The sequence below is a fragment of the Streptomyces sp. CRN 30 genome (assembly GCF_034105845.1).
The window spans coordinates 76,439-100,877 of sequence record NZ_JAVRHI010000442.1; the positions used below are offsets into that span (position 1 = coordinate 76,439).

26 protein-coding genes are annotated in these 24,439 nt (G+C 72.0%); 12 read left to right on the forward strand and 14 right to left on the reverse strand.

The features are described from left to right. Window positions 1-503: 503 nt before the first annotated feature. Window positions 504-806, reverse strand: a complete 303-nt coding sequence (locus UW392_RS67170) for a transposase (RefSeq protein ID WP_414497535.1) — start codon at window positions 804-806, stop codon at window positions 504-506. Window positions 807-826: 20 nt separating this feature from the next. Continuing rightward, window positions 827-1,753, reverse strand: a complete 927-nt coding sequence (locus UW392_RS49520) for an oxidoreductase (protein WP_320781969.1) — start codon at window positions 1,751-1,753, stop codon at window positions 827-829. Between the two features lie 441 nt (window positions 1,754-2,194). Between UW392_RS49520 and UW392_RS49525 the strand changes: the two genes are divergently transcribed. After that, a complete protein-coding gene (locus UW392_RS49525; protein WP_320781970.1) occupies window positions 2,195-2,869 on the forward strand; it encodes a TetR/AcrR family transcriptional regulator in 675 nt (224 codons plus the stop codon). Window positions 2,870-3,018: 149 nt separating this feature from the next. On the opposite strand, the gene UW392_RS49530 is transcribed toward UW392_RS49525, so the two are convergent. Further along, window positions 3,019-3,840: a LamG domain-containing protein gene (locus UW392_RS49530; protein WP_320781971.1), complete on the reverse strand. Its 822-nt coding sequence runs from the start codon at window positions 3,838-3,840 to the stop codon at window positions 3,019-3,021. A 585-nt stretch (window positions 3,841-4,425) separates the two neighbouring features. Here UW392_RS49530 and UW392_RS49535 point away from each other — a divergent pair. From UW392_RS49535 to UW392_RS49545, 3 genes are all read left to right on the forward strand, one after another. Next, the gene (locus UW392_RS49535; protein ID WP_320781997.1) at window positions 4,426-5,502 is read left to right on the forward strand and encodes a Gfo/Idh/MocA family oxidoreductase; all 1,077 of its coding nucleotides are present in this window, start codon (window positions 4,426-4,428) and stop codon (window positions 5,500-5,502) included. Between the two features lie 118 nt (window positions 5,503-5,620). Then, entirely contained in the window at window positions 5,621-6,193 is a 573-nt protein-coding gene (locus UW392_RS49540; protein WP_320781972.1) for a dihydrofolate reductase family protein, read from the forward strand. Between the two features lie 339 nt (window positions 6,194-6,532). After that, a complete protein-coding gene (locus UW392_RS49545) occupies window positions 6,533-6,754 on the forward strand; it encodes a hypothetical protein (RefSeq protein ID WP_320781973.1) in 222 nt (73 codons plus the stop codon). A 461-nt stretch (window positions 6,755-7,215) separates the two neighbouring features. On the opposite strand, the gene UW392_RS49550 is transcribed toward UW392_RS49545, so the two are convergent. Then, entirely contained in the window at window positions 7,216-7,593 is a 378-nt protein-coding gene (locus tag UW392_RS49550; RefSeq protein ID WP_320781974.1) for a hypothetical protein, read from the reverse strand. 111 nt (window positions 7,594-7,704) lie between these two features. Further along, a complete protein-coding gene (locus UW392_RS49555) occupies window positions 7,705-8,631 on the reverse strand; it encodes a 2-dehydropantoate 2-reductase (protein ID WP_320781975.1) in 927 nt (308 codons plus the stop codon). Window positions 8,632-8,770: 139 nt separating this feature from the next. On the opposite strand from UW392_RS49555, the gene UW392_RS49560 reads away from it, so the two are divergent. Then, window positions 8,771-9,034, forward strand: a complete 264-nt coding sequence (locus tag UW392_RS49560) for a DUF2277 domain-containing protein (protein WP_320781976.1) — start codon at window positions 8,771-8,773, stop codon at window positions 9,032-9,034. Window positions 9,035-9,070: 36 nt separating this feature from the next. Here UW392_RS49560 and UW392_RS49565 read toward each other — a convergent pair whose 3' ends face one another. Beyond that, entirely contained in the window at window positions 9,071-9,673 is a 603-nt protein-coding gene (locus tag UW392_RS49565) for a DedA family protein (RefSeq protein ID WP_320781977.1), read from the reverse strand. 283 nt (window positions 9,674-9,956) lie between these two features. On the opposite strand from UW392_RS49565, the gene UW392_RS49570 reads away from it, so the two are divergent. After that, window positions 9,957-10,706, forward strand: a complete 750-nt coding sequence (locus UW392_RS49570; protein WP_320781978.1) for a hypothetical protein — start codon at window positions 9,957-9,959, stop codon at window positions 10,704-10,706. Between the two features lie 54 nt (window positions 10,707-10,760). Here the strand turns inward: UW392_RS49570 and UW392_RS49575 are convergent, their stop codons facing one another. The 3 genes from UW392_RS49575 to UW392_RS49585 form a co-directional block, all read right to left on the reverse strand. Beyond that, a complete protein-coding gene (locus UW392_RS49575; protein ID WP_320781979.1) occupies window positions 10,761-11,204 on the reverse strand; it encodes a DoxX family protein in 444 nt (147 codons plus the stop codon). 370 nt (window positions 11,205-11,574) lie between these two features. Beyond that, window positions 11,575-13,230 (reverse strand): alkaline phosphatase D family protein, encoded by a 1,656-nt coding sequence (locus tag UW392_RS49580; RefSeq protein ID WP_320781980.1) that lies wholly within the window; start codon window positions 13,228-13,230, stop codon window positions 11,575-11,577. Between the two features lie 107 nt (window positions 13,231-13,337). After that, window positions 13,338-13,982, reverse strand: coding sequence for an HNH endonuclease family protein (locus UW392_RS49585; protein WP_320781981.1), 645 nt, complete (start codon window positions 13,980-13,982; stop codon window positions 13,338-13,340). 439 nt (window positions 13,983-14,421) lie between these two features. On the opposite strand from UW392_RS49585, the gene UW392_RS49590 reads away from it, so the two are divergent. Both UW392_RS49590 and UW392_RS49595 read left to right on the forward strand, forming a co-directional pair. Beyond that, a complete protein-coding gene (locus UW392_RS49590) occupies window positions 14,422-15,003 on the forward strand; it encodes a TMEM165/GDT1 family protein (RefSeq protein WP_320781982.1) in 582 nt (193 codons plus the stop codon). 216 nt (window positions 15,004-15,219) lie between these two features. Continuing rightward, window positions 15,220-15,885, forward strand: coding sequence for an HAD family hydrolase (locus UW392_RS49595; protein WP_320781983.1), 666 nt, complete (start codon window positions 15,220-15,222; stop codon window positions 15,883-15,885). Between the two features lie 108 nt (window positions 15,886-15,993). On the opposite strand, the gene UW392_RS49600 is transcribed toward UW392_RS49595, so the two are convergent. After that, window positions 15,994-17,121 (reverse strand): peptidoglycan-binding domain-containing protein, encoded by a 1,128-nt coding sequence (locus tag UW392_RS49600; protein WP_320781984.1) that lies wholly within the window; start codon window positions 17,119-17,121, stop codon window positions 15,994-15,996. 231 nt (window positions 17,122-17,352) lie between these two features. On the opposite strand from UW392_RS49600, the gene UW392_RS49605 reads away from it, so the two are divergent. Both UW392_RS49605 and UW392_RS49610 read left to right on the forward strand, forming a co-directional pair. After that, complete coding sequence (locus UW392_RS49605) at window positions 17,353-18,015, forward strand: hypothetical protein (RefSeq protein ID WP_320781985.1); 663 nt, start codon at window positions 17,353-17,355, stop codon at window positions 18,013-18,015. Window positions 18,016-18,029: 14 nt separating this feature from the next. Then, on the forward strand, window positions 18,030-18,659 hold the full coding sequence (locus UW392_RS49610) for a hypothetical protein (RefSeq protein ID WP_320781986.1): 630 nt from the start codon (window positions 18,030-18,032) through the stop codon (window positions 18,657-18,659). Window positions 18,660-18,818: 159 nt separating this feature from the next. On the opposite strand, the gene UW392_RS49615 is transcribed toward UW392_RS49610, so the two are convergent. Beyond that, window positions 18,819-19,217, reverse strand: a complete 399-nt coding sequence (locus UW392_RS49615) for a DUF1992 domain-containing protein (RefSeq protein ID WP_320781987.1) — start codon at window positions 19,215-19,217, stop codon at window positions 18,819-18,821. Window positions 19,218-19,361: 144 nt separating this feature from the next. Here UW392_RS49615 and UW392_RS49620 point away from each other — a divergent pair, with 144 nt between their 5' ends. Continuing rightward, window positions 19,362-19,757, forward strand: a complete 396-nt coding sequence (locus UW392_RS49620; RefSeq protein WP_320781988.1) for a hypothetical protein — start codon at window positions 19,362-19,364, stop codon at window positions 19,755-19,757. A 24-nt stretch (window positions 19,758-19,781) separates the two neighbouring features. Here the strand turns inward: UW392_RS49620 and UW392_RS49625 are convergent, their stop codons facing one another. Next, the gene (locus UW392_RS49625; protein ID WP_320781989.1) at window positions 19,782-20,459 is read right to left on the reverse strand and encodes an O-methyltransferase; all 678 of its coding nucleotides are present in this window, start codon (window positions 20,457-20,459) and stop codon (window positions 19,782-19,784) included. Window positions 20,460-20,725: 266 nt separating this feature from the next. On the opposite strand from UW392_RS49625, the gene UW392_RS49630 reads away from it, so the two are divergent. After that, entirely contained in the window at window positions 20,726-22,765 is a 2,040-nt protein-coding gene (locus UW392_RS49630) for a bifunctional glycosyltransferase 87/phosphatase PAP2 family protein (RefSeq protein ID WP_320781990.1), read from the forward strand. Here the strand turns inward: UW392_RS49630 and UW392_RS49635 are convergent. After that, window positions 22,740-23,564, reverse strand: a complete 825-nt coding sequence (locus UW392_RS49635) for an ECF transporter S component (RefSeq protein WP_320781991.1) — start codon at window positions 23,562-23,564, stop codon at window positions 22,740-22,742. The genes UW392_RS49630 and UW392_RS49635 overlap by 26 nt on opposite strands. 14 nt (window positions 23,565-23,578) lie before the next feature. Beyond that, a partial coding sequence (locus UW392_RS49640; protein ID WP_320781992.1) for an energy-coupling factor ABC transporter ATP-binding protein occupies window positions 23,579-24,439 on the reverse strand: 861 nt, incomplete at its 5' end.

Genomic DNA, 24,439 nt, shown 5'->3' on the forward strand with positions numbered 1-24,439 from the left:
CGGTTCGAAACCGTCCGCGCCCACCAGTCCGAGGTCACGAACAAGGCCCAGGTCAGCCGGTACGAAGCCGGAGACCTGGGCCTTGATCGTTGGTGGCGGTTCGAGGCCGCCGTGCCACTTACGTGTCAGATGGGCCGCGCGGAGGCCGCTGCACCCTCCTGAATTGTCCGTCGACGTAGTCGGCGATGGCATGGTCCCGTGTGGTGGCGCCGCCGGTCGCGGTGAGGGCCCGGAGCCAGATCCGGCGGAGGATGCCGCCGCGGGCACCGACGAAGACGAACATCGTCGAGCGCTGTTCCAACCGGCTCAAGGGCTTCCGAGGCGTCGCGACCGGATACGACAAGATCGCCACCTCCTACGAAGCAGCGGGCTCTCTCGCCTCGTTCCTGCTCTGGGCAGGATCCGTTTGACGACGGACCCCTAGTGCCGTCTCGACCGTCGCGGTGTACGCGCCGGCGCTGAGAGCGTCGGTGTAGGTGCTGCTGGTGGCCATGCCGACGCGTTCAGGATTGCGCGTTTGCGCGTGAACTTGTTCGCGATGAAGGCGCCGGTCTCGATGTCGTCCCGGCCGACCACGGCATCGACCGTGCTGGGGTAAGCGTTGCGGGCCGCGGCGCCGACGGTGGTCTCGGAGACCGATCCCGCCAGGACATCCCGGTCCGTATCTTGTGGACCACGCCGTTGATCACCTGGCGGCCCTCCACCCGCGGCCGACCCGTCGCGGCCCGTGGAATGAGTGGAGCGAGTAACTCCCAGTCTTTATCGGACAGTTCGCGACGGCGTACCACGCCACCATGATCCCCCATCTAGTGACCCGTGACGGACCCTAGACGGCGGCCCCGGCTTCGAGGTCGAAAGGGACACCTGTGAGCTGCTCGCTCGCCGCCCACAGCCGCCTGCCCTCCGCGGGGTCGTCGGCGCCTGTGGGGAGCTTGGCGGGCTTGGGGGTGCCGGAGGTCTGGTCCCGTCCGGCGGGGCCGATGAACCTGCCCGACTGGACGTACGAGCTGGTTGCCGCATACAGGGAGGGCCAGGCGGCACCCTCGGCCGAGCCCATGAGCAGGCGTGCCGCGATCGGGGTGATTATGCGGCTCAGGGCGCCGTTGCCGTGCTGCTGCAGATCGGTCATCGCCGACCCCGGGTGGACGACGAGCGCTTCGACGGGGCTGCGTGCAGTGCGGCGCGCGAGTTCGAGGGTGTAGACGATGTTGGCGCGCTTGGACTTGGCGTAGGCGCCCATGGGGCGGTAGCTCTTTTCGCTCATCAGGTCGTCCAGCCTGCCCACCGGCCACCGCGCCGCGATGGCGCTGACGGTGACCACACGCGGTGCGGACGAGCGGCGCACGGCGGGCCAGAGCTGGGCGTTGAGGGCGAAGTGGCCGAGGTGATTGGTGCCGACCGTCATCTCGAGGCCGTCGTGGGTGGTCCGCCGCTCGGGCAGGTTCATCACGCCGGCGTTGTTGAAGAGCAGGTCGACCGTCTCGGTCTCGGCGATTCGGGTGGCCGCGTCGCGGACGGAGGAGAGGTCGGAGAGATCGAGCACGAGGGTGTCCGTCTGGGCCTCGGGGGTCGCCGCGCGTACGGCCTCCGCGGCCTGGTCCAGCTTGGTCCGGCTACGGCCGGCCAGGATGACGCGGGCCCCGTGCCGGGCGAGCGCGCGGGCGGTCTCGAGTCCGATCCCGCCGTTCCCGCCGGTGATCAGCGCGGTGCGGCCGGTCTGATCGGGGATGTCGTCGGGAGTCCAGTGGTTCACCGTTGTCACACTCCTCGGATTCGTTGATTTCGTGCTCGGTCATGCGGCGCTCGGCAGGGTCGTGATGCCGGGCTGGAAGAGCATGCCGAGACTGTCCTCGGCGACCGGCGACCGGCGACCGGCGACCGGCGACGACCTGGATGGTGTCCAGGCGCATGCCGCTGAAGGCGTCGGCGGCACTGGGCCGCCATGAACTTGCGGTAGGCGTCGGTGCCGCGGCGTTCTCCGGGCTGCCGCCGCGCCAGATCATGTCGTCCGCCCAGAGCTGGTCGACAGCGTCGAGACAGCCCCCGTTGACGACTTCGTCCATGAAGGGCGTCGGTTTTGGTGCGCAGCCCAAGACCTGCCCCCTTTTCAGACCGGTGGTCTGTTTGACTGCGACCCCAACGTAGAAGACCACCGGTCTGATGTCAAAAGACCGGCAGTCTGTAACCTGGAGGCATGACGAACTTCCAGCGCGCGCGCAGTGAGGAGCAGCGTGAGGTGCGGCGCCAGGCCATCCTCGACACCACCGCCGCCATGCTCGAGGAGATGCCCATCGGCGAGATCAGCCTGAACGAGCTGAGCCGCCGCGTCGAACTGGCGAAGTCCAATGTGCTGCGCTATTTCGAATCCCGTGAGGCGATCCTGCTGGAGCTGCTCGACCGTGCCTGGCGGCAGTGGGTGGCCGACTTGCCTGCCCTTGTGTGCGCCGGCGTCGACCAGGACGCTCCGGTGAGCCGGCGTGCAGAGCAGTTCGCCGCCGTCATCGCGGGCTCCCTCGCCCGACGCCGGGTCCTGTGTGACCTGCTGAGCGCGCAGGCGGGCGTACTGGAACACAACGTCTCCCCGCAGGTGGCCGCCCGCTATAAGCGCGCGGCCGTGGCCAACGTCGCCGGCATCGCGGCATTGGCCCACCAGCGCCTTCCCGAGCTGGGCGACAGCGCTCCGCAGTTGGTCGCAGCCATGATCATGGCCGTCGGCGCCGTGTGGACACACGCACGGCCCTCCCCGGCGATGCTCGCCGCCTACGAAGCCGACCCCTCGCTCACCGCGTTCAAGCTGGACTTCGTGACTGCCCTGCAGGAGATGCTGGCCACGCTCACCGCGGGCACCATCGCCCGCGCCTCCGCCTGAGCACGTCCAGGCAGTATCCGTGGGCCGGGCCGCGGTGGCCGGCGCGCGGTGGCGCGTCGCGACCAGGTACGACAAGCCCCGTGTGCGGGAACACAGGAGTGCTCCGCAGGCGTCACGTCCCTACCGGGAGTGGCGGGCGAGTCTGGTGCTCAGAGATCAGGTAGTCCCGTCAGGCTCGACATCATGGCTATGGTCGTCGGGTCAGCGGCGCCGGAGTAGGCGCGCACCTCATCCACGGTGCCCGCGAAGTACTCCCCGTGGATCGCCGAGCGGCCCACCTGCAGGCCACCGGAGGCTGTCCACGACGTCGTGTCCACGGCAGTGGACGTGTTGGACAGCTGGCCATTCACATAAAAGCGAAGCTCATGAGCAGAGGCGTCATAAACGACGGCCAAGTGGTCACCTACGTTACCGGGATCGTCCTCGGGTAGAGCCTGCTCCTCAGTGATGACCACTTGCGAAGCATTCGCCTCATCCTCGGTGGATACCGCGACTTCCCACTTCCCGTTTGCCGCTTGGTACCGGATCGCCAGGCGGTCGGTGTCGGCGCCCGGAAGCGATAGAACGGTCTGCGTCCTGTTGTCTGTCGCAGCCAAGCGGGCCCGAGCGGCGAGAGTGAAGCTCCCGTCCCCACTGACCGGTGGCGCGGATGTTGCCGCCCAGTCTCCGTCACCGTCGAGCCTGAGATCGCCCTTGTCAACCAGTGCGGGATCGCCGAATATGTCGTCGTTGTGATAAATCCAGGCATCGCCGTTCAAAGCCAGCGGCAGGCCGTCGGGCTCCATGTTAGGAGCTATTCCACCAGGGGCTGTCTCCAAGGGCCAGTAGCCCTTCCGGCTCAGCCAAGTTTCTCCAGCCCGCGCACTGTGTTCCTTGCCGGCTGCATAGGCGGTGCCGGGAAGCGCGCCGAGTGCGAGCGCAAGCGCGGCGGCGCTCAACGCCACCAATGCGCCAGGATATCTGTCGCGCATGACCCCTCCTTCTGAGAATGCGGTCGAGATGCTGAACGATCGTCCGGTCTCGCATCTTCGAGCGCAAGGAGTTTCGACCGTCCGAAGCGTATCGGTCAGCCTTCGGGGCAGCCTTGTGGTCAGGCCCGGTGCATCTGCGCTGAGCGGTGCGAGACGGCAGCGGAGCACAGCAAGCGTCATGAGCGCAACCAGCCGGTATCGGCGCCAAGTGGCCATCTGACGGTCACGGACTCCTCAGCAACCGCCTCGCCTGTAGTTCGAGGCGTCAAGGCACGGTTCCCGGCCGCACCACTCTTGTGCCGGAACGGGCAGCTATCAACGGGGAGCACCGGGGAGCCGGTAGGCCGCGCAGAGAGCCGCGTGACGATCCCACGCACAGCAGCGGACTACCGGCGCTCCACCAGCATCCAGTGACAGCGTCACCGCGATGCGCCTGTGGCTGCGGGTCTGCGCCCTTCCCGCTTGCTCGCAACGCACCGTGGCCTGCCGCAGGCCGCGACGTTCCACGTCGGAATTACGGGCGCTGTTCAGCGATCCGTGGGAAATTCGCTGGGAAGGAGGGGCGGTCCGGAAGAGGATGCCTGCATGCGGGTAGGGGTGATCGGGCTCGGGATGGGGCTTCACCTGGCGGACTGGTGCCGCAAGGTGGGCATGGAGGTCGTGGCGGCATGCGACCGTGTCCCCGAACGCCGCGCTGCGGCACGGGCGCGGCTGCCCGGTGCGGTGCTGGTGGAACGGTGGCAGGAGCTGCTGGAGCATCGCCTCGACGGAGTCGTGCTGGCCAACGACTTCGACGAGCACGCGCCGTTGGCCATCACGTTCCTGCACCATGGGGTGCATGTGCTGTCCGAGTCGGCGGCGTGTGTGGATGCAGCGGAAGGGAAGCGGCTCATCGCGGCGGCGGACAGGTCGTCCGCGACCTATTCCTTCGCTGAGAACTACGTGGCTCATCCGCACGTCCGGCTCATCCAGCAGGCGATCGAGTCCGGAAGGCTGGGCCGGATCAGCCTGATCGAAACGGACTACCTGCACGGCATGTCCCCAACCGATGTCGCCGGCCTGATCGGTGACCCGGCCCACTGGCGAGGGCGCATCGCTCCCACGGCGTACTGCACGCACACCCTTTCACCGGTGCTGGCCCTCACGAATGCCTGGCCGGTGGAGGTGTCGGCGTTCTCCGTGGAGGAGTCTGACCCGCGCGCCGCGGTCGTCATGGCGGTACGGCTGTCCAGCGGGGCGCTGGCCCTCACCCGGCACGGATTCCTGCAGGGCGAACCCGACAGCCACTGGAGCTGGGTGTCCGTGCGGGGAACCAAGGCGCTGGCCGAGTCCGTCCGAGCCGCCGGTGAACGGTCCTGGTCGGTCCGTGTCAGAACGGAGAGCTGGGCGGCTTCGGAGGGATACGCCCGCGAGGAGGAGTTGACCCCTCCACCGCTCACTCTCACCGGGGAGCCCGTAGCGCGCGGGGCCGAGGGCACAGTACGGATACTGCTCGCCTTCCGGGCCACGGTGGAGCACGGGAAGCCACCGCTGGTACCGGTGCGGCCCGCGGTGGCCGCGTCGCTGGTCGGCGTGGCCGGCGCGGAGTCCCTGGCGGACAACTCTCGCCCGGTCCCGGTGCCGGTGGTCCGAAGCCTGGAGGAAGGGGGCGCCGACCGATGAGTTCTCGCGTGATCCACGGTCAGGAACCACGGTAGGCGCGCCACAGCCGCGACTGCGGTGGGAGCCCGCGCCGGCCGAGTCTGCCGAAGAGTTGAACACGAGACACCGAGGAACTGAGATGCGCACCCTGATCAGCACCGCCTTCATATCGCTCGACGGCGTCGTCGAGGCCCCGGGCGGCGAGCCCGGTTACCGGAACTCCGGCTGGACCTTCAAGGACATCGAGTTCCTCCCCGAGGCGTTCGGCATCAAGGGGCGTGAGCAGGAGGAAGCCACCGCGATGCTGATGGGCCGGACCAGCTACGAGGCGTTCAGTGCGGTGTGGCCCGACATGGAGGACTTCGCCGGCTACAAGGTGATGCCCAAGTACGTCGTCTCCACCACGCTCGGCGAGGGGGGCCTGGTGTCGAACTGGGGTGAGACGACGATCCTGCGCTCACTCGACGAGGTCGCCGCGCTGAGGGCGGGCGAAGGGGGTCCGATCATCGTTCACGGCAGCGCCTCCCTGAACCGGGACCTCTCGGACGCCGGTCTCATCGACCGCTACCACCTGCTCGTCTTCCCGCTTCTGCTCGGTGCGGGCAAGCGGCTCTTCAGCGCCACGGACAAGGACGCGCAGAAGCTGAAGCTGGTCGAGCACGAGGCCTACGCCAACGGCCTGCAGAAGAATGTCTTCGATGTCGTCCGCTGACTGTCATGCGCCCGGATGTGCCATGTTGCTCACCCCGCCCGAAGCGCTCGTCCGGATGTGCGGTCATACCGCGGAGGGTGACGGAGAGGTTGTTCGGGGCGGTTTCTGAGGTGGTGCGTGCGGGGTGGGCGGGGAGGTGCGTGAGGGGTCGGTTCTCAGAGGGTCCGGCAGTCCGAACGTGGCGGTGACCTGGGGCGCCGGCGGGACGTGGTGGTCCGGTCGCTGCCTCTGGCGATCATGTCCGACCGGGCCGGGCGGTTCTCGTCGGCCGGGCCCCGGCGGGACAGCGGGAGCAGAAGGCTGTAGAGAACCGGTAGACGGAGGCGCATACTGGTGGCAATGACAAAGTCAGCTGCACCGAAGCGTCATCTGCCCACCAGCCCCTTCGCGGCCCCGGTCACGCCACCTCTCAAGCAGTTCGCCGTGGGTGACCGGGTCACCCACGACATGTACGGCCTCGGCCGAGTGGTCGGCGTCGAGGAGGGCATTGCCGTACTTGTTGATTTCAGTTCGGCGCAGGAGCGGATCCTGAGCCCGTACGCCAAGATGAGCAAGCTTTAGAACCTTCGTGCTCGGTCGCGCCGCGGCACGCCAAGCTCCCGCATGCCCATGTGCCGTGCCGGATGCCCGTGTGCGGACGGCCGTGTCCTAGGTCCTCCAGTTCTGCGTCGTTTGTCGTCCCGAACCACCACACCGAGACGGTTCAGTTCCTCGCGCAGCTCCTGGACGTCGTCGCCGGATCGTCCTTGTACGGATCGGTGTCCGCCCAGGTTCATCCGTGTGCGGTGAAGGCGGGAACTCCCGCTCCCGTCCCTTGCTCGTGAGTACGACGCGGTCGTCCGACAGCGGATCGTCAACTGCTCGTTCGACGCGGCCGAGCAACTCCCGGCCCCGCGCCTCATCCTCCAGCGCTTCCTGCGGCCCGGCCTTTCGTAGTAGCTAGTGATCCAGCCGGGCCCAAGGGTCCGGAACCCGGGGCGGTGACACCCGACGCCGACGGGTGATCGGCCTGCGTGGCCACCTCAAGGTGTCCCGGGTGCCTCGGATGCCCCCGATGTCTCCTCCGTGGGGTCCGGGCGCTCATGGGCGTGTTTGAGGTGCATGCGGGCGTCGACCTTGTCCTGGGCGGTGACCTCCGTCCAGAAGCGGTGGCAGGTCACGAAGACCGCGAGTTCCCGTTCGCGTCGGCGCAGCTTCTCGACCTCCGCCTGTTCGTCGGGGGTCCAGCCCGGGGAGGCGGGGCGCTCCACCTTGCGCCAGCCGTTGTCGTCCTGGAAGCCGTCCAGCGGCTCGACCGACCAGGGGAGCCGCTTCAGGAGGGCCAGCAACTCGGCCCGGACCTGATGCAGTTCCTCCTGTCCGGCCAGGAGATCACTCGGGAATTCATAGGTACCAGCCACGCGGCAATGGTACGCCTGTTCGATTTTCAGTTGCGAGTCTCCACGGGCACTTCGGCCACTTCGTTGCCGCTGCCAGTGGCCGCCGTCAGCGGTCGGCGTCGGCGCCCGGCGTCAGGCGCCGGGATCAGGGTGGTGGTCCGCCGCCCGGAGCTCCCGTACCAGCCTCTCCGCCACCGGGACCGGAACGCCGTGCCGGTGTGCCGCGCGCAGCACGGCGCCCCCGATCGCGTCCAGCTCCAGCGGACGGCCCGCCTCCGCGTCCCGCTGCATGGAGCTCTTCATGGCGGCCGGGAAGCCGTCGTAGCGGCGGACGGCCTCGGCCGGGTCCGCCGGGGCGCCGCACGCGCGGCTCACCGTCGCGAGCTCCTCGACCAGCGCGGTCAGCTCCTCGCGGTGGTGGGTGCGGAGGTCGCCGACCGTACGGCCGTACCGCGTGCTGAGCAGGGCGAGCGGGGCGAGGAACGCCATCTTCGCCCACAGCGCCGCCTGCTCGCCCCGCAGTACGCGGGTGCTCACCCCCGCCCCTTCCAGTGCCTGCGCCAGCGGGCCGAGGCGTCCGGGCGGCAGCGCGTCGCCGGTCAGGTCGACCTGCACGAAGGGGCTGCCGTGCTCGATGACGCCGGGGGCCACCCGGGTCGACTCGACGCGGATGACGCCAGGGGCCACCCGGTCGGCGCCGTAGCGGGCGCGCAGTGGTTCCGGGTGCTCGACGCCGTTGAGGAGGGGGACGACGAGGCCGGTGGCGCCCAGGGACCGCGGCGGCACGCGTTCCAGGGCCGCATCGAGACTCGTGTGCTTCACCGTGATCAAGCAGGCGTCGACGGGCTCGCGCAGCTCCGCCGCCGTCTCGACGCGGGCGGTGAAGTCGCCGAAGCGGCCGCTGCGGACCCGGAGGCCGTGGTCGTGCAGGGCGCGGGCGGTGTCGGGCCCGGCCAGGCAGAGCACGTGGTGTCCCGTGCGGGCGAGGAGGGCGGCGAGGAGGCCGCCGACACCCCCCGGGCCCAGCACCGCCACCGTGAGCCGGTCGTTCGCCGTCATGGTTCCCCCTCTTGCCGTCTGTCGCTGTCGCCTTTTCCTTCCGCCGCTTCGTGGGCGGCGGTATCCCGCGATGATCAGCAGAGGGGGGAGCCGCGTCAATGCCCGGGGCGTGCCGGGCCGGCCCTGGGACACTGGGCGCATGTGCCGGAGTATCAAGACGCTGCGTCCGCCCGTACTCCCCGACGAGGCCACCGAGGAGGAGATCCGGGCCGCCGCCCTGCAGTACGTCCGCAAGGTGTCCGGTTTCCGGGCTCCCGCCGCGCACAACCGGGAGGTCTTCGACCGCGCGGTGGAGGCGGTCACCGCCGCGACCGCCGAGCTGCTGACCGGGCTGGAGGTGCGGGGGAGGAGCGCGGCGGCCTCGGGCCGAGGCGGTCAGGCAGGCGATCAGGAAGGCAGTTAGGCAGGCAGCCAGTCGGGCAGGCGATCAGGCAGGCAGTCAGTCCTGCGGGCGCGGCCTGCGTATCAAGTACGCCGCGCCCGCGCCCGCGCCGAACAGGGCCGCCAGCGAGACCGCCGTGGCGATCCAGGTCGCGCCCAGCCAGTGGGCGCCGAAGTAGCCGAGGGCGACGCTGTAGGCGGCCCAGGCGGTGCCGGCCAGGATCGACCAGGGCAGGAAGTCGCGTACGCGGCGGCGGGCGGCGCCGGCGCAGAAGGAGACCACCGAGCGGCCCGCGGGGGCGAAGCGGGCGACGACGAAGAGGACGCCCCCGCCCCGGGCGAGAGCCGTGCCGAGACGTTCCTGCGCGTGCGAGAGGCGGCGGGAGCGGGCGATGGCGCGGTCCAGGCGTTCGCCGCCCCGCCAGGCCACGCGATAGGCCACCAGGTCTCCCAGTACGGACGCCGTGGCCGCGGACAGGATGAGGAAGAGCAGGTCGGGTACGTCGGCCTGGGTAGCCGTGCCGGCCGCTGCCGCCGTCGCCGCCATGACGACCAGGACACCGCTCGGCAGGATCGGTACGAAGACGTCCAGGAGGACGGACGCGGCCACCACGGCGTAGATCCATGGGCCGGCCGTCAGTGACCCCACGCTCTCCAGCACCGACAACTCCCCGACTCCCCGAGACTCCCCCGTGGGCCCGGTCGTGTCGCCTCGGGAGGCGGCAGGGCGGCCCAGTGACCGCCGGACAGCGTACGCCCCGGGTGTGACAGGGGGGTCCGCAGGGGCCGGATGTGTCCGCATCACGCCGTTCGCCCGACTGCCGTCCCGGGAGGCGGCCGGCGACCCGGCGGCGTACCAACGGAAGCGGAGACCGAGCGGTGGCGCGGCGGAGCAGGAGCGCGGTGGCGCGGCGGAGAGAAGCACAGTGGAGGAGTGGACACAGATGGTGGCAGGCATGGCCGTCGCCCTCACCGCGGCCGTGGTGACGGGCATGGGCGGTACGGCGGACGGCGGCGGCGAGTACTGGTCACGGAACGCCGCGACCTTCGCGCCCCCCGGCAGCCCCGCCCCGGTGGCGGTGACGTACGACAGGGCGCTCGTCCCGGAGGCCTCCTCGATCGAGGTGCACCAGCACACCGGGGCGGGTGGCGGGACGACCGTGCGGTTGCGGGTCACGGGGATGCGGGCCGGTCACACGTACGGGGCCCATGTGCACCAGAAGCCCTGCGGGGCCGAGCCGGACGACTCCGGCGGGCACTACCGGCACGAACCGTCCGCGGCCACCGCCGACAACGAGGTGTGGCTGGACTTCACGGCCGACGGGAGGGGCGTGGGCGAGGCGACGGCGCGGCACGACTGGGGGTTCCGGACGGGCGAGGCGTCCTCCCTGGTGCTGCACGAACGGCCCGGGGACTCCGGGGCGCGCGTCGGCTGTCTCACCGTGCCCTTCGGACGGGACGGGGGAACCGGGCCGGGACCGGGAGCGGGGTCTTACCCGTACGGGTGGAACGCGGAGGGGACGGGTACGGGGCGGTGTCCGTACGGGTGGACCGGGCAGAGTGCCGTGCCCCACGGCTGGGTCGGGCCGGGGACCGTGCCGTTCGTATGGAACTGGACGGAGCAGGACCGCGACTGGGACCAGGAACGGAACTGGGGGCGGGACCAGGACCTGGAAGCGCAAGGGGAGCGATGACGGCGCCCGCCGCCGCGGGAGCGGGGCGGGCGCCGTCGGGTACGGGGAGGGGCGTCAGGCCGCGACGGGCCTCCGCTCGGCGGCGGGCTCGTCCGTGGACGTCGCCGAGCGGCGGCTCGCGAAGAGCCGGTCGAGCCCGAACGCGCCGGAACCCGTGAAGATCAGCAGGAACATCGCCCAGCAGTACAGGGCGGCGCCTTCGCCGTTGTTCTCCATGGGCCACAGGGCCGAGGGCTGGTGCACCTTGAAGTACGCGTAGGCCATGGCGCCCGAGGAGATGAACGCGGCGGCGCGGGTGCCGAGGCCGAGCAGGACCAGGGTGCCGCCGACGAGCTCGATGACGGCCGCGTACCAGTCGGGCCAGGCGCCCACGTCCGGGGTGGTGCTGCCGAGCAGCCCGAAGATCTTGGCGGCGCCGTGGCAGGCGAAGAGCAGGCCGACGACGATGCGGAACAGGCCGAGGGCGTACGGCTGGGCGCTGTTCAAGCGTCCGGTCATGTGGGGGACTCCTTCGGTCGGGCATTCCGGCCCGCGGGCGAGCGGGCCGGTCGTGGGGACGATTGTGTTGCCGATCGCCCGCCAACGTTAGGCACGCCTAACCATTGGTTGCAAGTTCAACATTAGGCCAAGGCTTCACCTCCGCTTGGGCCTTGGCTTCCGGTCCGCGCGCACGTGAGCACGCTTTCTGGGCCGCGCGGGCGGTCAAGGGCGTGACCGGAACCGACCCCGCTGTCCGTCCGGTGCGCGGGGACTTCGCGGCACCGCGTCGGACGGTACGGACCCGGTGTTACGTACACCCTCCGGTTGCGTAACGGGAAGGGGACGTGCGGCAGTCGCTCCCGCGGAAGACGTCAGGGGGCGGAACCCTTCAGGAGGTGAGCTCCGACTCCGCCACCGTCTCCAGCCGGGCCGTGCCGCCCCGCGGCTCCCGTGCCCGGTCGAGGCGCAGCCGGGCCGAGCGGCCGCGCAGGGTGAGGGTCATCAGGTGGTTCCCGAACCAGGGGCCACCCGTGCGCCGCCAGTCGAAGGAAGGTCGCGCCCCCCTCCCGTGCCGGCCGAACCAGCGGCCGAGGGCGCGTCCCGTGCCGCTCCAGCCGAAGCGGAAGCCGAGCCGTATCGAGAGCGGTATGGCGTTGTGCACCGGGGAGCAGGTCAGCTGGAGCACCCGGGCGTCAGGGGCCTTCCTGGTGGTCCCTGCCGGACCGGCGGGCCAGGAAGGTTCCGCGATGTACGCGTGGTGCACGTCGCCGGAGAGGACGAGGACGGTGGCCGGTGCCCCCTCGCCCGACCCGGCCTCGACGATCAGGTCCGCCAGCGACTCGAACGACTCCGGGAACGCCGCCCAGTGCTCCAGGTCGGCCCGCCTGCGCAGGTCCTCGCCGATCCGGGCCCAGCGCGCCCCGCGCTCGCCCCGGCACAGGGCGGCGTCCCAGGCCTCGGCGTCGTGCACGAGGTGGGGGAGCAGCCAGGGCAGCGAGGTGCCGATGAGGAGGTGGTCGTACGCGCCGGGGTCGTCCAGCACCTGTGCGCGCAGCCAGCGTTCCTCGCCCGGGTCCAGCATCGACCGGCGGTCCTCGTCCAGGACCCGGGCGGCCCGGGTGTCGACCATCAGCACGCGGACCCGCCCGAAGTCCCGCCGGTAGCTCCAGCGGACGGAGTCCGGGTCCCGGTCGGCGCGGGCGGCGTGGGCGCGCAGCGCGTCCGTGCCGTCCGGTGCGGCCCGTACGGCGGCGTAGAGCGGATCGTCGGCCAGTTCGGCGGGCGCCAGGTTGCCGAGGTGCTGGTGGACCCAGTACGACATCAGTCCGCTCAGCAGCCGCTCCTGCCACCACGGGAGCGCGCGCATGTCGGACAGCCAGGCGGCGCTGGTGTTCCAGTCGTCGATGACGTCGTGATCGTCGAAGATCATGCAGCTGGGGACGGTGGAGAGCAGCCAGCGCACCTCCGGGTCGAGCCAGGACTCGTAGTAGAGGCGGGTGTACTCCTCGTAGTCCGCGACCTGGTCGCCGGGGGGTTCGGCGAGGTCGCGGCGGGCGGCGAGCCAGCGGCGGGTGGCCTCGGAGGTCTCGTCGGCGTACACCTGGTCGCCCAGCAGGAGCAGGACGTCCGGCCGCTCGGCCGCCGGGTCGGCGGCGATCCGGGCCGCGAGGGTGTCCAGGGCGTCGGGGCCGACCGGGTCCTCCTCGTGCGCGGGCGGCGCGGCCCAGCGGCAGGAGCCGAAGGCGACGCGGACGCACTCCGCGTCGGGGGTGCGGATCGTGGAGGGTGGGAAGGGCGAGTCGGGCAGGGGCCAGACGGGGGCGTCGTCGAGGAGCACCTCGTACGCCGTCGCGGTGCCCGGGGTCAGGCCGGTGACCGTGACCAGCGCGTAGTGGTGGCCGGCGATCTGGAAGGTGCGGGCGTCGCCGCGGGCACCGTCGGCGCAGCGCACCTCGGCGGCGCACGGCCGGCTCGTCTCGAGCCACACGGTCGCGGTGTCGCCGTCCGCGTACCTCAGCAGGGGGCCCAGCCGCAGTTCGGTCATCGACGATCATCCTCCTCCGTCGCCCCGTACGGTACGGGGCGACGGAGGAGGGCGTGAAGGTTCCGGCAGGACGACGGGCGGAACGTCCGGCGGATCGGCGGAACGTTTCAGCAGGCGGACAGGTAGTTCGTGAGCGCCGACTTCTCGGCGGAGTCCACCGACAGGCCGTAGTAGTGCTTCACCTGCACCCAGGCGCGGACGTACGTGCACCGGTACGCGGTGCGCGACGGCATCCACTCGGCCGGGTCCTTGTCGCCCTTGGACTGGTTCACGTTGTCCGTGACGGCGATGAGCTGCGGGCGGGTCAGGTCGTTGGCGAAGGACTGGCGCCGGGAGGTCGTCCAGGAGCTCGCCCCGGAGTCCCAGGCCTCGGCGAGCGGCACCACGTGGTCGATGTCCACGTCGGAGGCGGCGGTCCAGGTCGCGCCGTCGTACGGGGAGTACCAGCTGCCGCTGGTGGAGGCGCAGGCGGAGTCGGTGACGACGTTCGAGCCGTCGCGCTTGAGGACGGTCTCGCGGGTGTTGCAGGTGCCGCTGACGGTGATCCAGTGCGGGAAGAGGTCCCGGTTGTAGCCGGTGCGGTTCTCGGTCGCCACGGTGAGGGAGGCGAGGTAGGTGCGGGCGGTCGCGGCGCTCACCGGGGTGGGCAGGGCGGCGGCCGCGTTCGGGGCGCTGAACAGGCCCGTCATGGCTGCCAGGCCGGTGGCGGCGGCGAGTACACTGAGCCGTCGACGCGCGTAGAACTTACGCATGCGAACTCCCTCGAGGGGTGGGGGGGCTTGGGTGCGGGCAGGGGAACTCTGTCCGCGCCGTGTTGCGCCCGGATGAGCGTTCGGTGAGAAGTTAATGACGTGTGCATGACACGACAAGACCCGGGGCGCGCGAAATCCCGCACGGGTTCCTCCGGATGAGGCCCGCGGGGCCGTCGCGTACGATGGGAAGCGCAGAAGGGGAGTAGCTCTTCGCCGGACCGTCGACATACTGCTCAGCTCGTCTGAGCCGGCGCCCGGAGGCAGGCCTCGTCCAGGGGCCCGCCAGCGAGACCTTCGGCAAGCAGTGCACCGACCGCGCCGTCCGGCGCGGTCGCCCGTCCGTACCCCGTGGGTACGGGACCCGTGTGTGCTGCCGTGCCGAGGTGTCGCGTCAGTGAACGGTTCTCTCGGTGGGGCAGCCCCGACCGATTGAGGAACAGTGATCAGTCTCAGCGTCACGGCGCTCGTCTTCGGCGTCGTCTTCCTCGCCGAACTCCCGGACAAGACCGCGCTCGCCGGCCTCGTCCTCGGGACGCGCTACCGCCCCTCCTACGTCTTCGCCGGTGTCGCCGCCGCCTTCCTCGTCCACGTGGTGCTCGCCGTCGCGGCCGGCAGCGTGCTGACGCTCCTGCCCGGGCAGCTCGTCTCCGCGATCACCGGTGTGCTCTTCCTCGGTGGCGCGGCCGTGCTCCTGCTGAAGAAGGACGAGGAGGAGGGCGAGGTCCGCAAGCCCAAGGACCAGAGCTTCTGGAAGGTCTCCGGGGCGGGCTTCATGCTCATCCTGGTCGCCGAGTTCGGTGACCTCACGCAGATCATGACGGCCAACCTCGCGGCCCGCTACGAGGACCCCCTCTCCGTCGGCCTCGGCGCAGTGCTCGCGCTGTGGGCGGTGGCCGGGATCGGCATCGTCGGCGGCAAGGCCCTGATGAAGCGGGTGCCGCTGCGGCTCATCACCAGGATCGCGGCACTGGTGATGCTGGCGCTGGGCGTGTGGAGCCTGTACGAGGCGGTGGCGGGCTGATCCTGGTGAACCGGGGGGCAGGCGGTGAACCGGAGGTGGCGCGCCGGGGTGGGGTGCGTGGAGGTCGGAAGTGCCGGCCCGGGACCGCTGGCGCGGCGCGGGACTCGTTTTGTATCGTGGAGGAACAAAGTGGTTCCCGTCCGCACTCCCTGACCGGCGGGCGGGGCCACCTTGTTCCCGCGGGCCCGCGCCCCGCCCCCTAGCACGTCCTGGAGCATGCCGATGACGGCCACCACCGTTCTGACCGCCCGCGCCCTCCTCCTCGACATGGACGGCACCCTCGTCAACTCGGACGCCGCCGTCGAGCGCATCTGGCGCCGCTGGGCCGCGCTGCACGGGGTGGACGGGGACGAGGCCATGAAAGTGGTGCACGGGCGGCAGGGGTACGCCTCGATGGCGCTGCTGCTGCCGGACCGGCCCATGGCGCAGAACCACGCGGACAACGCCCGCCTGCTCGCCGAGGAGACCGCCGACACGGACGGTGTCGTGGAGATACCGGGTGCCGCCGTGTTCCTCGGCTCGCTCGCCGGGCTGCCGCACGCGCTCGTGACCTCCGCCAACGTGCCGCTGTCCACCGCCCGTATGGCCGCCGCCGGGCTGCCGCTGCCTGCCGTGCGCGTCACCGCGGAGTCCGTCGGGGCGAGCAAGCCCGACCCCGAAGGGTTCCTCAAGGGCGCCGCCGAACTGGGTGTCGACCCCGCGGACTGCCTGGTCTTCGAGGACTCCGGGGCGGGCATCACGGCGGGGCGCTCCGCCGGGATGCGGGTCGTCGGCGTCGGGCCGCGAGCGGCCGTGCACGGGCCGGACGCGCTGGTCACGGACCTCACGCGGGTACGGGTCGAGCGGGCAGGGAACGGCGAGCTGCGGGTCACCCTCGGCTGACGGCCTCCGCCGACCGCTGCCCGCCCGCGGTCTTCACCTGCGGCTGCCCGACTGTGACTCCCGTGTCCGCCTACGGCTCCCGTGTTCCCCTACGGCTTCCGTGTCCGCCTACGGCTCCCGTGTCTCCGCTTCGAGGCGTTCCCGGGTCGGCAGGCCGTACGCGCCCCGCTCGTCGTTCATGATGCCGCGGCGGAACTGGTAGTACTGGACGGCGTTCTCGACCCCGCGGTCGAAGTTCTCGTCGATGTCACCGTGGTACATGTCCAACTCGCGGAGACGCAACTGGAGTTCGGTGACCTCCGGGCCGTCGTCGCCGCGCCGCAGGGTCTGGGGGGCGGACTCCTCCTCCGGGGCGTCGGCCTCGGGCGCCGGTGCCTCCGTGGTGGCGGAGGTGTTCGGCGAGGGCTCGGCCGGATCCTCCTCGGCGGTCACCGACGGGGACGGGCTCGCCGCCCCGGCGGACGCCGACGGGGCGGAACTCGGGCTCGTGCCGGGCGAGGCGCCCGCGGTGCTGTCGTCGGCGTCGGCGGAGGGTTCGCCGGACGCCGACGCCGTGTCCTCGTCGGACGGCGGCGCCGCCTGTGACGCCTCCTCCTCGGGCGACCTCTCCGGCACGCTCGCCCGCAGACCGTCCGGCAGTGCCTCGTCCCGCGTGGGGGTGTCGTACGAGAACACGCCGCTCACGAAACCCGCGGTCACCAGGACGGCGGTCACGGCCCCCGCGACGGCGAACACGGTGCGCTTCCGGCGCGGGTGCCGCGCGGCGCCGGTGCCGGGGCCGGTGGGGGCACCCGGGCCGGCGGGCTCCTCGAAGAGGCGTACGTCGGCGGAGTCGGGCCGGGTCGTTCCCGCCGCCATCGGCACGGTGATCGTGGGTGCCCCGGCGGGCCGCCGGTCCGGCCCGGTCCGCTGGTCGGGCTCCCCGGCGGCTCCCGTGCCTTCCTGCCCCTGCGCTCTCGCCTCTCTCCCCGGTTCCCCCGCTCCCGCTGCCGCCTCCGCGCCTCGCGGTGCCTCCGCACCCTTCTCGGCAGTGCCGTCGAGCTCGACGTAGGGGCGGATGCGCAGCGGGTCGAAGTCCTCCGCGGCCGCCGCCTGGGCCGTACGGGCGTCCCGGAGGGCGTCGGAGGCGCGGGTGCCGCACGGGCAGGACGGGGTGCCGTCGGCGGCGCGCGGTGCCGCGCACTGCGGACAGACGTGACCCCTCGGTTCGGCGGCATGGCCGTTCGGCTCGCTCACGCGTGATCCCTCCCGTACGAACTCCAGAGATTATGCAGATCTTGCGCACAAGATCTCCAAGGCACCCTCGGAATACCGGATTCCGATGTGGGCGAGCAGGGCGTAAGGGGGCGCAACGGGCGAGGAGTTGGCGGGGCGGACGGGTGAGCGGGTGAAACAGTTTACGGGTGGACGTTCGGGCAACCCGTTGCGGAAACAGGCCCGTTGGGTCGAGAACCCCGGAAGGCATACATGTCCACAGGCTTGATCATCGCTTTGATCGTGATCGTGGCGGCCGTCGTGGTCATCGCGGTCGTGCTGTCCCTGCGCAACCGAGGGGCCGACGGAGGGCGCGGGCTGCGGCGCCGCTTCGGGCCCGAGTACGAGCGGACGCTCGCCAGGCACGACGGTGACACCAAGGCGGCCGAGCACGAGCTCGCCGAGCGGGTGAAGCGGCACGGCTCGCTGGAGCCGCGGGCGCTGGAGCCTGCCGAGCGCGAGCGGTACGAGGTCCGCTGGACGGCGGTACAGGAACGTTTCGTCGACTCGCCGCGCGAGGCCCTCACCGAGGCCGACCGGCTGCTCGGCGAGGTGGCCGGCGCGCGCGGCTTCCCGGACAGCGGCCGCTACGACGAGCAGCTCGACGCGCTCTCCGTGCACCACGCGCACCACGTCCACGGCTACCGGCGGGTGCACCGTGTCGCGCACGCTCCCGCCACCGGTGAGACGGGCCCGGGCGGCACGGGCACCGAGGAGATGCGCACGGCGCTGGTCGAGGCCCGCGCGCTGTTCGAGGAGCTGGTGGCCCCGGGCGGCCACCGGAACTCCGACCACCGTACGGAGGCGGCGGCCCACCACGGCTCGCGCACCAGCCCGTCGTGGTCGTTCAACAAGCGTCACCCGAAGGAGAGCTGAGGGGGTTGAGGGAAATGGCAGACAACATCGGAACCGGCCGGGACACCCAGCGCATGGAGGCCGTACCGGGCCACGAGGGCCCGCAGGGAACGAGGCGGGGAACGACGGCAGGAAAGGCACCGGGAGCCGCGCCGGGCGCGACACCGGGAGCGGCGCCGGGCGTGGACGGTTCGACGGGATTCGCGGCCCCTGCCGCACCCACGGCCCCCGGCGCGCCCACGGCCCCCGCCGCACCCGCCACGTCCACCGGACACGCCGGGTCCGCCGGGTCCGCCACGTCCGCCACGTCCACGGGGCACGCGGGCCCCACCGAGTCGGTGGCGAAGGCCAGGGCGACGGCGGCGGCGACCGGGTCCCACCGCGCCTCGCTGCTCCCGCACCAGGAGTGCGACAAGTACACGGAGCGGCTCCACCACACGGTCAGCGGGTTCGTCGACGGTCCCCGGGACGCCGTGGAGGACGCCGACCGCGTGCTCGAGGAGATCGCCTCCCGGTTCACCGAGGCCGTGGCCGAACGGCGCCGTACCCTGCGCACCTCCTGGCAGGGCGGCACCGAGGGCGGACCGTCCACCGGTGACACCGAGCAGCTGCGCCTGGCCCTGCGCGACTACCGCGAGCTGGCCGAGCGGCTCCTGAAGGTGTGAGGGCCGCTCCGCGCCTCGTACCCGTGAACGTACGACGAGGCCGCGCCCGGACCGTGATCCGGGGGCGGCCTCTCACGTGTCGTCGTGACCCCGTGTCGTCACCCGCGTGACGCGCGCTCTCCTGTCACCGCCGCCCCTCCGCCCCTCTCGCCTCTTCCCTCACTGCCGCCCTTCCCGCCACTGCCGTACGACCTCCTCCTCGTCGTACGGCTTGAGGCCGAGCGGCGGGCCCGGCGGGGGCTTGAACATCATGTCGCGGATCTTGGCATTGATCTCGGTGACGATCTTCCGTACGACCCGCTCCGAAGGCGCGGACAGGGCCGCCGCCAGCGCGTCCTCGGCCTCCTTGCGCAGGGCCAGGGTCGGCGGCAGTACCGCCAGCCCCTCGCGGGCCATCTTCCGCTTGATCCACCACAGTTCGTCATAGGGCGTGTCGGAGTCGGCCAGTGGCTTGCCCGCGCCCGGCAGCGCGGCGAACTCCCCGCGCGCTTCCGCGTCACGGATCTGTTTGTCGACGAAGGACTCGAAGCTGACACCCGGTGGCTTGCGCTCGGTCATGTGTCCAGTGTGCCTGGAACCGCACATCTGGCCGAGGGGCCGATCTATCATGCGGCGGCGGTGCGCCGGGCGAGCCCGCGCGGTGACACGGACAGGGTGACGGCCGGGCGTGCGGACCGGAACCCGTGACCAGAAGGAGCGCACGTGCTCGAACTCACCATGGCCTCGGTCTCCGGCGGGGACGCGGGGGCGACGGCCGGCATGCTGATGGCCGACGCGCCCAGCGACCCGGGCGTCGTGCTGCGGGTGGGCCGTGACCGGGCCGTGTGCCGTCTCGCGACGCCCGACGACTGGCTGTTCGTCTCCCGGGTCCACCTGGAGTTCCTGTGCGCCCCGGACGGCAGCTGGCAGGTCACCTGGCTGCGCGGTTCACAGCCGGACCCCTCCGCGGAGGTGAGCCTGGCCCTGGCCGGGATACGGCCCCAGCCCCTCCAGTACGGCGCGACCGCCAGGCTGCCGCAGGGCAGCAGCGGCGAACTGGTCATCCAGGACCGCACCGGGCCCCGCAGCGTCAACGTGGGCTTCTTCCACGAGCGGTGAGGCTCCGGGAGACGGTTCCGGCCGTCAGTCCAGCACCCGGGCCAGCGCGAAGCCGTCGTACCCCTTGCTCCCCACGGTCTGCACCGCCGTCGCGCTGAGCCTGGGGTGCGTGGCCATGAGGTCGAGCGCGGCGCGGGTGCCCCGGATGCCCGGGTCGTCGCTGTCGGCGTCCGCGACCCGGCCGCCCTGGACGGCGTTGTCGAGCACGATCAGCGTGCCGGGGCGGGAGAGCCTGAGCGCCCACTCCACGTAATGCGGGTTGTTGGCCTTGTCCGCGTCGATGAAGACCAGGTCGAACGGCTCGGGGTGCTCGTCCGCGAGCTTCGGCAGCGACTCCAGCGCGGCGCCCACCCGCACCTCCGCCTTCCCGGCGAGGCCGGCCCGCTCCAGGTTGCGGCGGGCGACCTCGGCGTGCCGGGCGTCGTACTCGAAGCTGATCAGCCGGCCGCCCTCGGGGAGCGCGCGGCCCAGCCAGATCGTGCTGTAGCCGCCGAGCGTGCCGATCTCCAGGATCCGGCGCGCGCCCTGGACCTGGGCGAGGAGCTGGAGCAGCTTGCCCTGGTTGGGGGCGACGTTGATGGGCGGGAGACCGGCGGCCTCACTGTCGCGCAGCGCCGCGGTGAGGACCTCGTCCGCCGGGGCGAGGAGGGCGGTGAAGTAGGCGTCGACGTCGTTCCAGGGGCGGGACTCGCTGCCGCTCATGCACCGTGCCTTTCGTCGTTCCGGCTGCTCCGTCCAGTCGGATTGACCGACCAGTCGCGCGGGTCGAGCGTAGACCCGGCGGCGGCCCGTGGAGTGGACGCAACCCGCCGCGCACTATCGTCATCCGGACAAAAGCGGGACGGACGTCAGGTGAAGCAGGGGTTGCCTGCGTCTCATCCCGGGGGCAGTGCGACTCTCTAGGGGTGTCCCCAGGTGCGCACAGGGACCACCTACGGGACGAGACGGGGCGGGAGGGCCGACGGGGCGTGGCGAACGCGGAGCAGGGCAGACCGGGCAATGCCTTCGGGGCAGCGGCGGGCGAGGTCACGACGAGGCTGGGTACGGCCCGCGCGGGGCTGTGGCTGCTCGCCGCCGTCCTCGCCGTACGGCAGGTCGCCGCCGTGCTGGGCACCCCCAAGGGGGAGCGGCTGACGGATCTGGAGACCTGGGTCGGGTCGAACGGCGTCCTGCACGTGAGCGGCTCGCTGTACGACTCGACCCGGTTCACGGGTACGCCGTTCGGCGGACTCGTCCTCAAACCGCTGACGCGTGCGGCGGAGCAGGCCCTCGGCTGGGGCTGGACCTTCGGCACGCTGCTGCTGGTGGTCGCCCTCGGCCTGATCGTCGCCCGCGCCCTGCCCCAGCCGGTGTCCCGGCGCACGGCCCTGCTGGCCGCGCCCGTCGCCATCAGCCTGCTGATGCTGTCGCTGCCGGTGCGCAACACCCTGCACCTCGGCCAGACCAGCATCATCCCCGTCCTGCTGGTCCTCGCCGCGTGCTTCGCGGTCCGCGGGGAACGCGCCGGCGGGGTCCTCGTCGGCCTCGCGGCCGCCCTGCAGCCGACCGTGCTGCTGTTCGCGCCGCTGCTGTGGTTCACCGGGCGCCGGCGCGCGGCCGTCGCCGGCGGCGTCACCTTCGTCGCGTGCACCGCGCTCGCCTGGGCGGCGATGCCGCAGGACTCGTACACGTACTGGGTGCACCACCTCGCGGGCGTCGGGCTCGGCGGCGCGGCGGACGGTCTGGCCAACCAGTCGCTGCACGGCGCGCTGCTGCGGCTCGGCCTCACCGGGCCGCTGGAGATCGCGCTGTTCCTGGCGCTGGCCGTGGCCGTCGCCGTCGTCGGTCTGCGCCGGGCCGTGCGGTACGCGGCGGACGGGCAGCTGCTGCTCGCCGTCGCGATCACCGGCTGTGTCGCCGTCGCCGTGTCGCCCACCACCTGGCAGCACCAGCTGCTGTGGGTGCTGCTCGCGGTGGTCGGCCGGGTCGGCAGACGGGCCTCCGACCGGTACGTGTGGCCGGTCGCCGTCGTGCTGGTGATGACGCTCCCCGCGAAGATGATGCTGCCGAACATGGCGGCCCTGCACCCGGTGCGCGACAACGCCGTGCTGCTGGCCGCGCTCGCCGCCGCCGTCGCCGTGCCGTTCCTCTCCCGCACCTCCCCGTACTACCGGGAGCCGGTCCCCACCGAGCACGCCGCCCCGGTCCCCACCCGGTGGGGCTTCGTTCCGCTGCTGCCGTTCCTGCGCCGCGTCCTCACCCGCCCCAACCTGCTCCTCGAACTGCTCCTCATCCGTGTCACGTACGCCGCCTACTCGCAGGTGCGGATCGCGGCGGCCGGCGGGCGGGCCACCGCCGAGGAGCACGGCGAGCAGATCCTCGCCGTCGAGAGGGCCCTGTTCCTGGACGTCGAGCACTGGGTGAACCACACGGTGGTCGGCATCGGCTGGCTGCGCGACTTCTTCGACTTCTACTACTCGTCGTTCCACTTCGTCGTCCCGCTGGCGATCCTCGCCGTGCTGTACGTGCGCCGCCCCGCCGACTACCGCTGGGCGCGCTCGTCCCTCGGCTTCGCCACCCTGCTCGCGCTGCTCGGCTTCTGGCTCTACCCGCTGGCCCCGCCGCGCCTGATGCCCGGGCTCGGCATCATCGACACGATCCACGGCGTGCAGGACTTCTCCCAGCCGGACTACGGCACGCTGACCGCACTGACCAACCAGTACGCGGCGATGCCCTCGCTGCACTTCGGCTGGTCGCTGTGGTGCGGGCTGGTCATCGCGATCGTCGCGCCGAAGGCCTGGATGAAGGCGCTCGGCCTGCTGCACCCGCTCCTCACGTTCGCGGCGATCGTGGCGACCGGCAACCACTACATCCTGGACGCGGCGGGCGGTGCCGTGGTGGTCGGCGCGGGCTTCGGCCTGACGTACCTGCTGCAGGGGCCGCGGGCGCGCGAGAAGGCGTCCGCGGAGCCGGAGCCCCGTACGGAACCGGAGACGGCCGAGGTCAGCGCGGCGGCCGCTCGAACGTGACCGGTGCCTCGAAGGCGGCCCTGCGGGTGGCGCGGCGCAGCGCCTTGAGGAGGGTGGAGCCGAGGGTCAGGGTCAGGGCGACGGTGACCAGCGCCCGGCCCAGGTCCCAGGCCAGGGACGTGGCCAGGCAGTAGGCGAGGAAGCGGACCAGGTTGGCGCCGAGGGGGGCGTCCGGGTCGAAGGCCACGCCGGAGGCGAGGGAGGGCAGGAACGGCCAGCCCGCGAGGTTCATGACGGTGCCGTAGGCGAAGGCGGCGAGGAAGCCGTACGCGGCCAGCAGCAGCAGTTCGGCGCGCCCGCGCAGCCGGCCCGCCCCCGGCAGCAGTCCGGCCCCCATCGCGAACCAGCCCATCGCCAGCATCTGGAACGGCATCCAGGGCCCCACCCCACCGGTGAGCAGCGCGGACGCGAACATCGTCACGGCGCCGAGGACGAAGCCGAAGCCAGGGCCCAGGACCCGCCCACTGAGCACCAGCAGGAAGAACATCGGCTCGATGCCCGCCGTGCCGGCGCCGATCGGGCGCAGCGCCGCGCCGGTCGCGGCCAGCACCCCGAGCATCGCCACGGCCTTCGCGCCGAGCCCCGACTCGGAGATCGTCGCCCCCACCACGCCGACGAGCAGCACCAGCAGCCCGGCGAAGAGCCAGGGCGCGTCCTGCGCGTGCGCGGCCACAGCTGAGTCGGGGTCCGCGAACAGCGGCCAGCCGAAGGCCGCCACGCCCACGGCGCTGACCAGGGCGAGCGCGGCGAGGGAGCGGGGGCCCAAGGGTACGGGGCGGGAGCGGTTCACGTCTTTCACGCGTTCTCGGCCTCTCACGCGTCCTCGACCTCCAGCGCCCGCCGCACCTGCGCCACCGTCAGCCACTTCTGTGGCGCCAGCACCTTCGTGACCTGGGGCGCGAAGGACGGGGAGGCGACGACCACCTCGGCGGTGGGCCCGTCGGCGACCACCTCGCCGTCCGCGAGGATCACCACCCGGTGGGCCAGCTCGGCGGCGAGTTCCACGTCGTGGGTGGCCAGGACGATGGCGTGGCCCTCGGCGGCCAGCGCGCGCAGGACGGTGACCAGGCGGGACTTGGCCGCGTAGTCGAGGCCCCGGGTCGGTTCGTCGAGGAGGAGCAGGGGAGGACGGGCCGTCAGGACCACCGCGAGGGCGAGCGCCAGGCGCTGGCCCTCCGACAGGTCACGGGGGTGCGTGCCGTCGGCCACGCCGGGGAGCAGCCCGGTCACCAGCGCGCGGCAGGTGCCCGGCGCGGCGCCCGCGTCCTGGTCTGCCGCCGCGCACTCGGCGGCCACCGTGTCGGCGTACAGCAGGTCCCTCGGCTCCTGCGGAACGAGGCCGACGCGGCGGACGAGGTCGCGCGGGGCCGTGCGGTGCGGGACCGCCCCGCCGACGCGCACCGTGCCGCCGGCCGGCTCCACCAGGCCGACCAGTGCGCCGAGGAGGGTGGACTTCCCGGCGCCGTTGCGGCCCATCAGCGCGACGGTCTCGCCCGCGGCGACGGTGAGGCCGACACGGTGCAGGGCCTCGACCTGCCCGCGGTGGACGGTGAGGGAGTCGACGAGCGCGGCGGGGGAGTCGGAGGGGCCCGGTACCGGGGCCGCCCGGTCGCGCCTCCTGCGCAGCAGGAAGCCGGCGCGGCGGGGTGCGGGTGCGGGCGGGGCGGCGGCCGG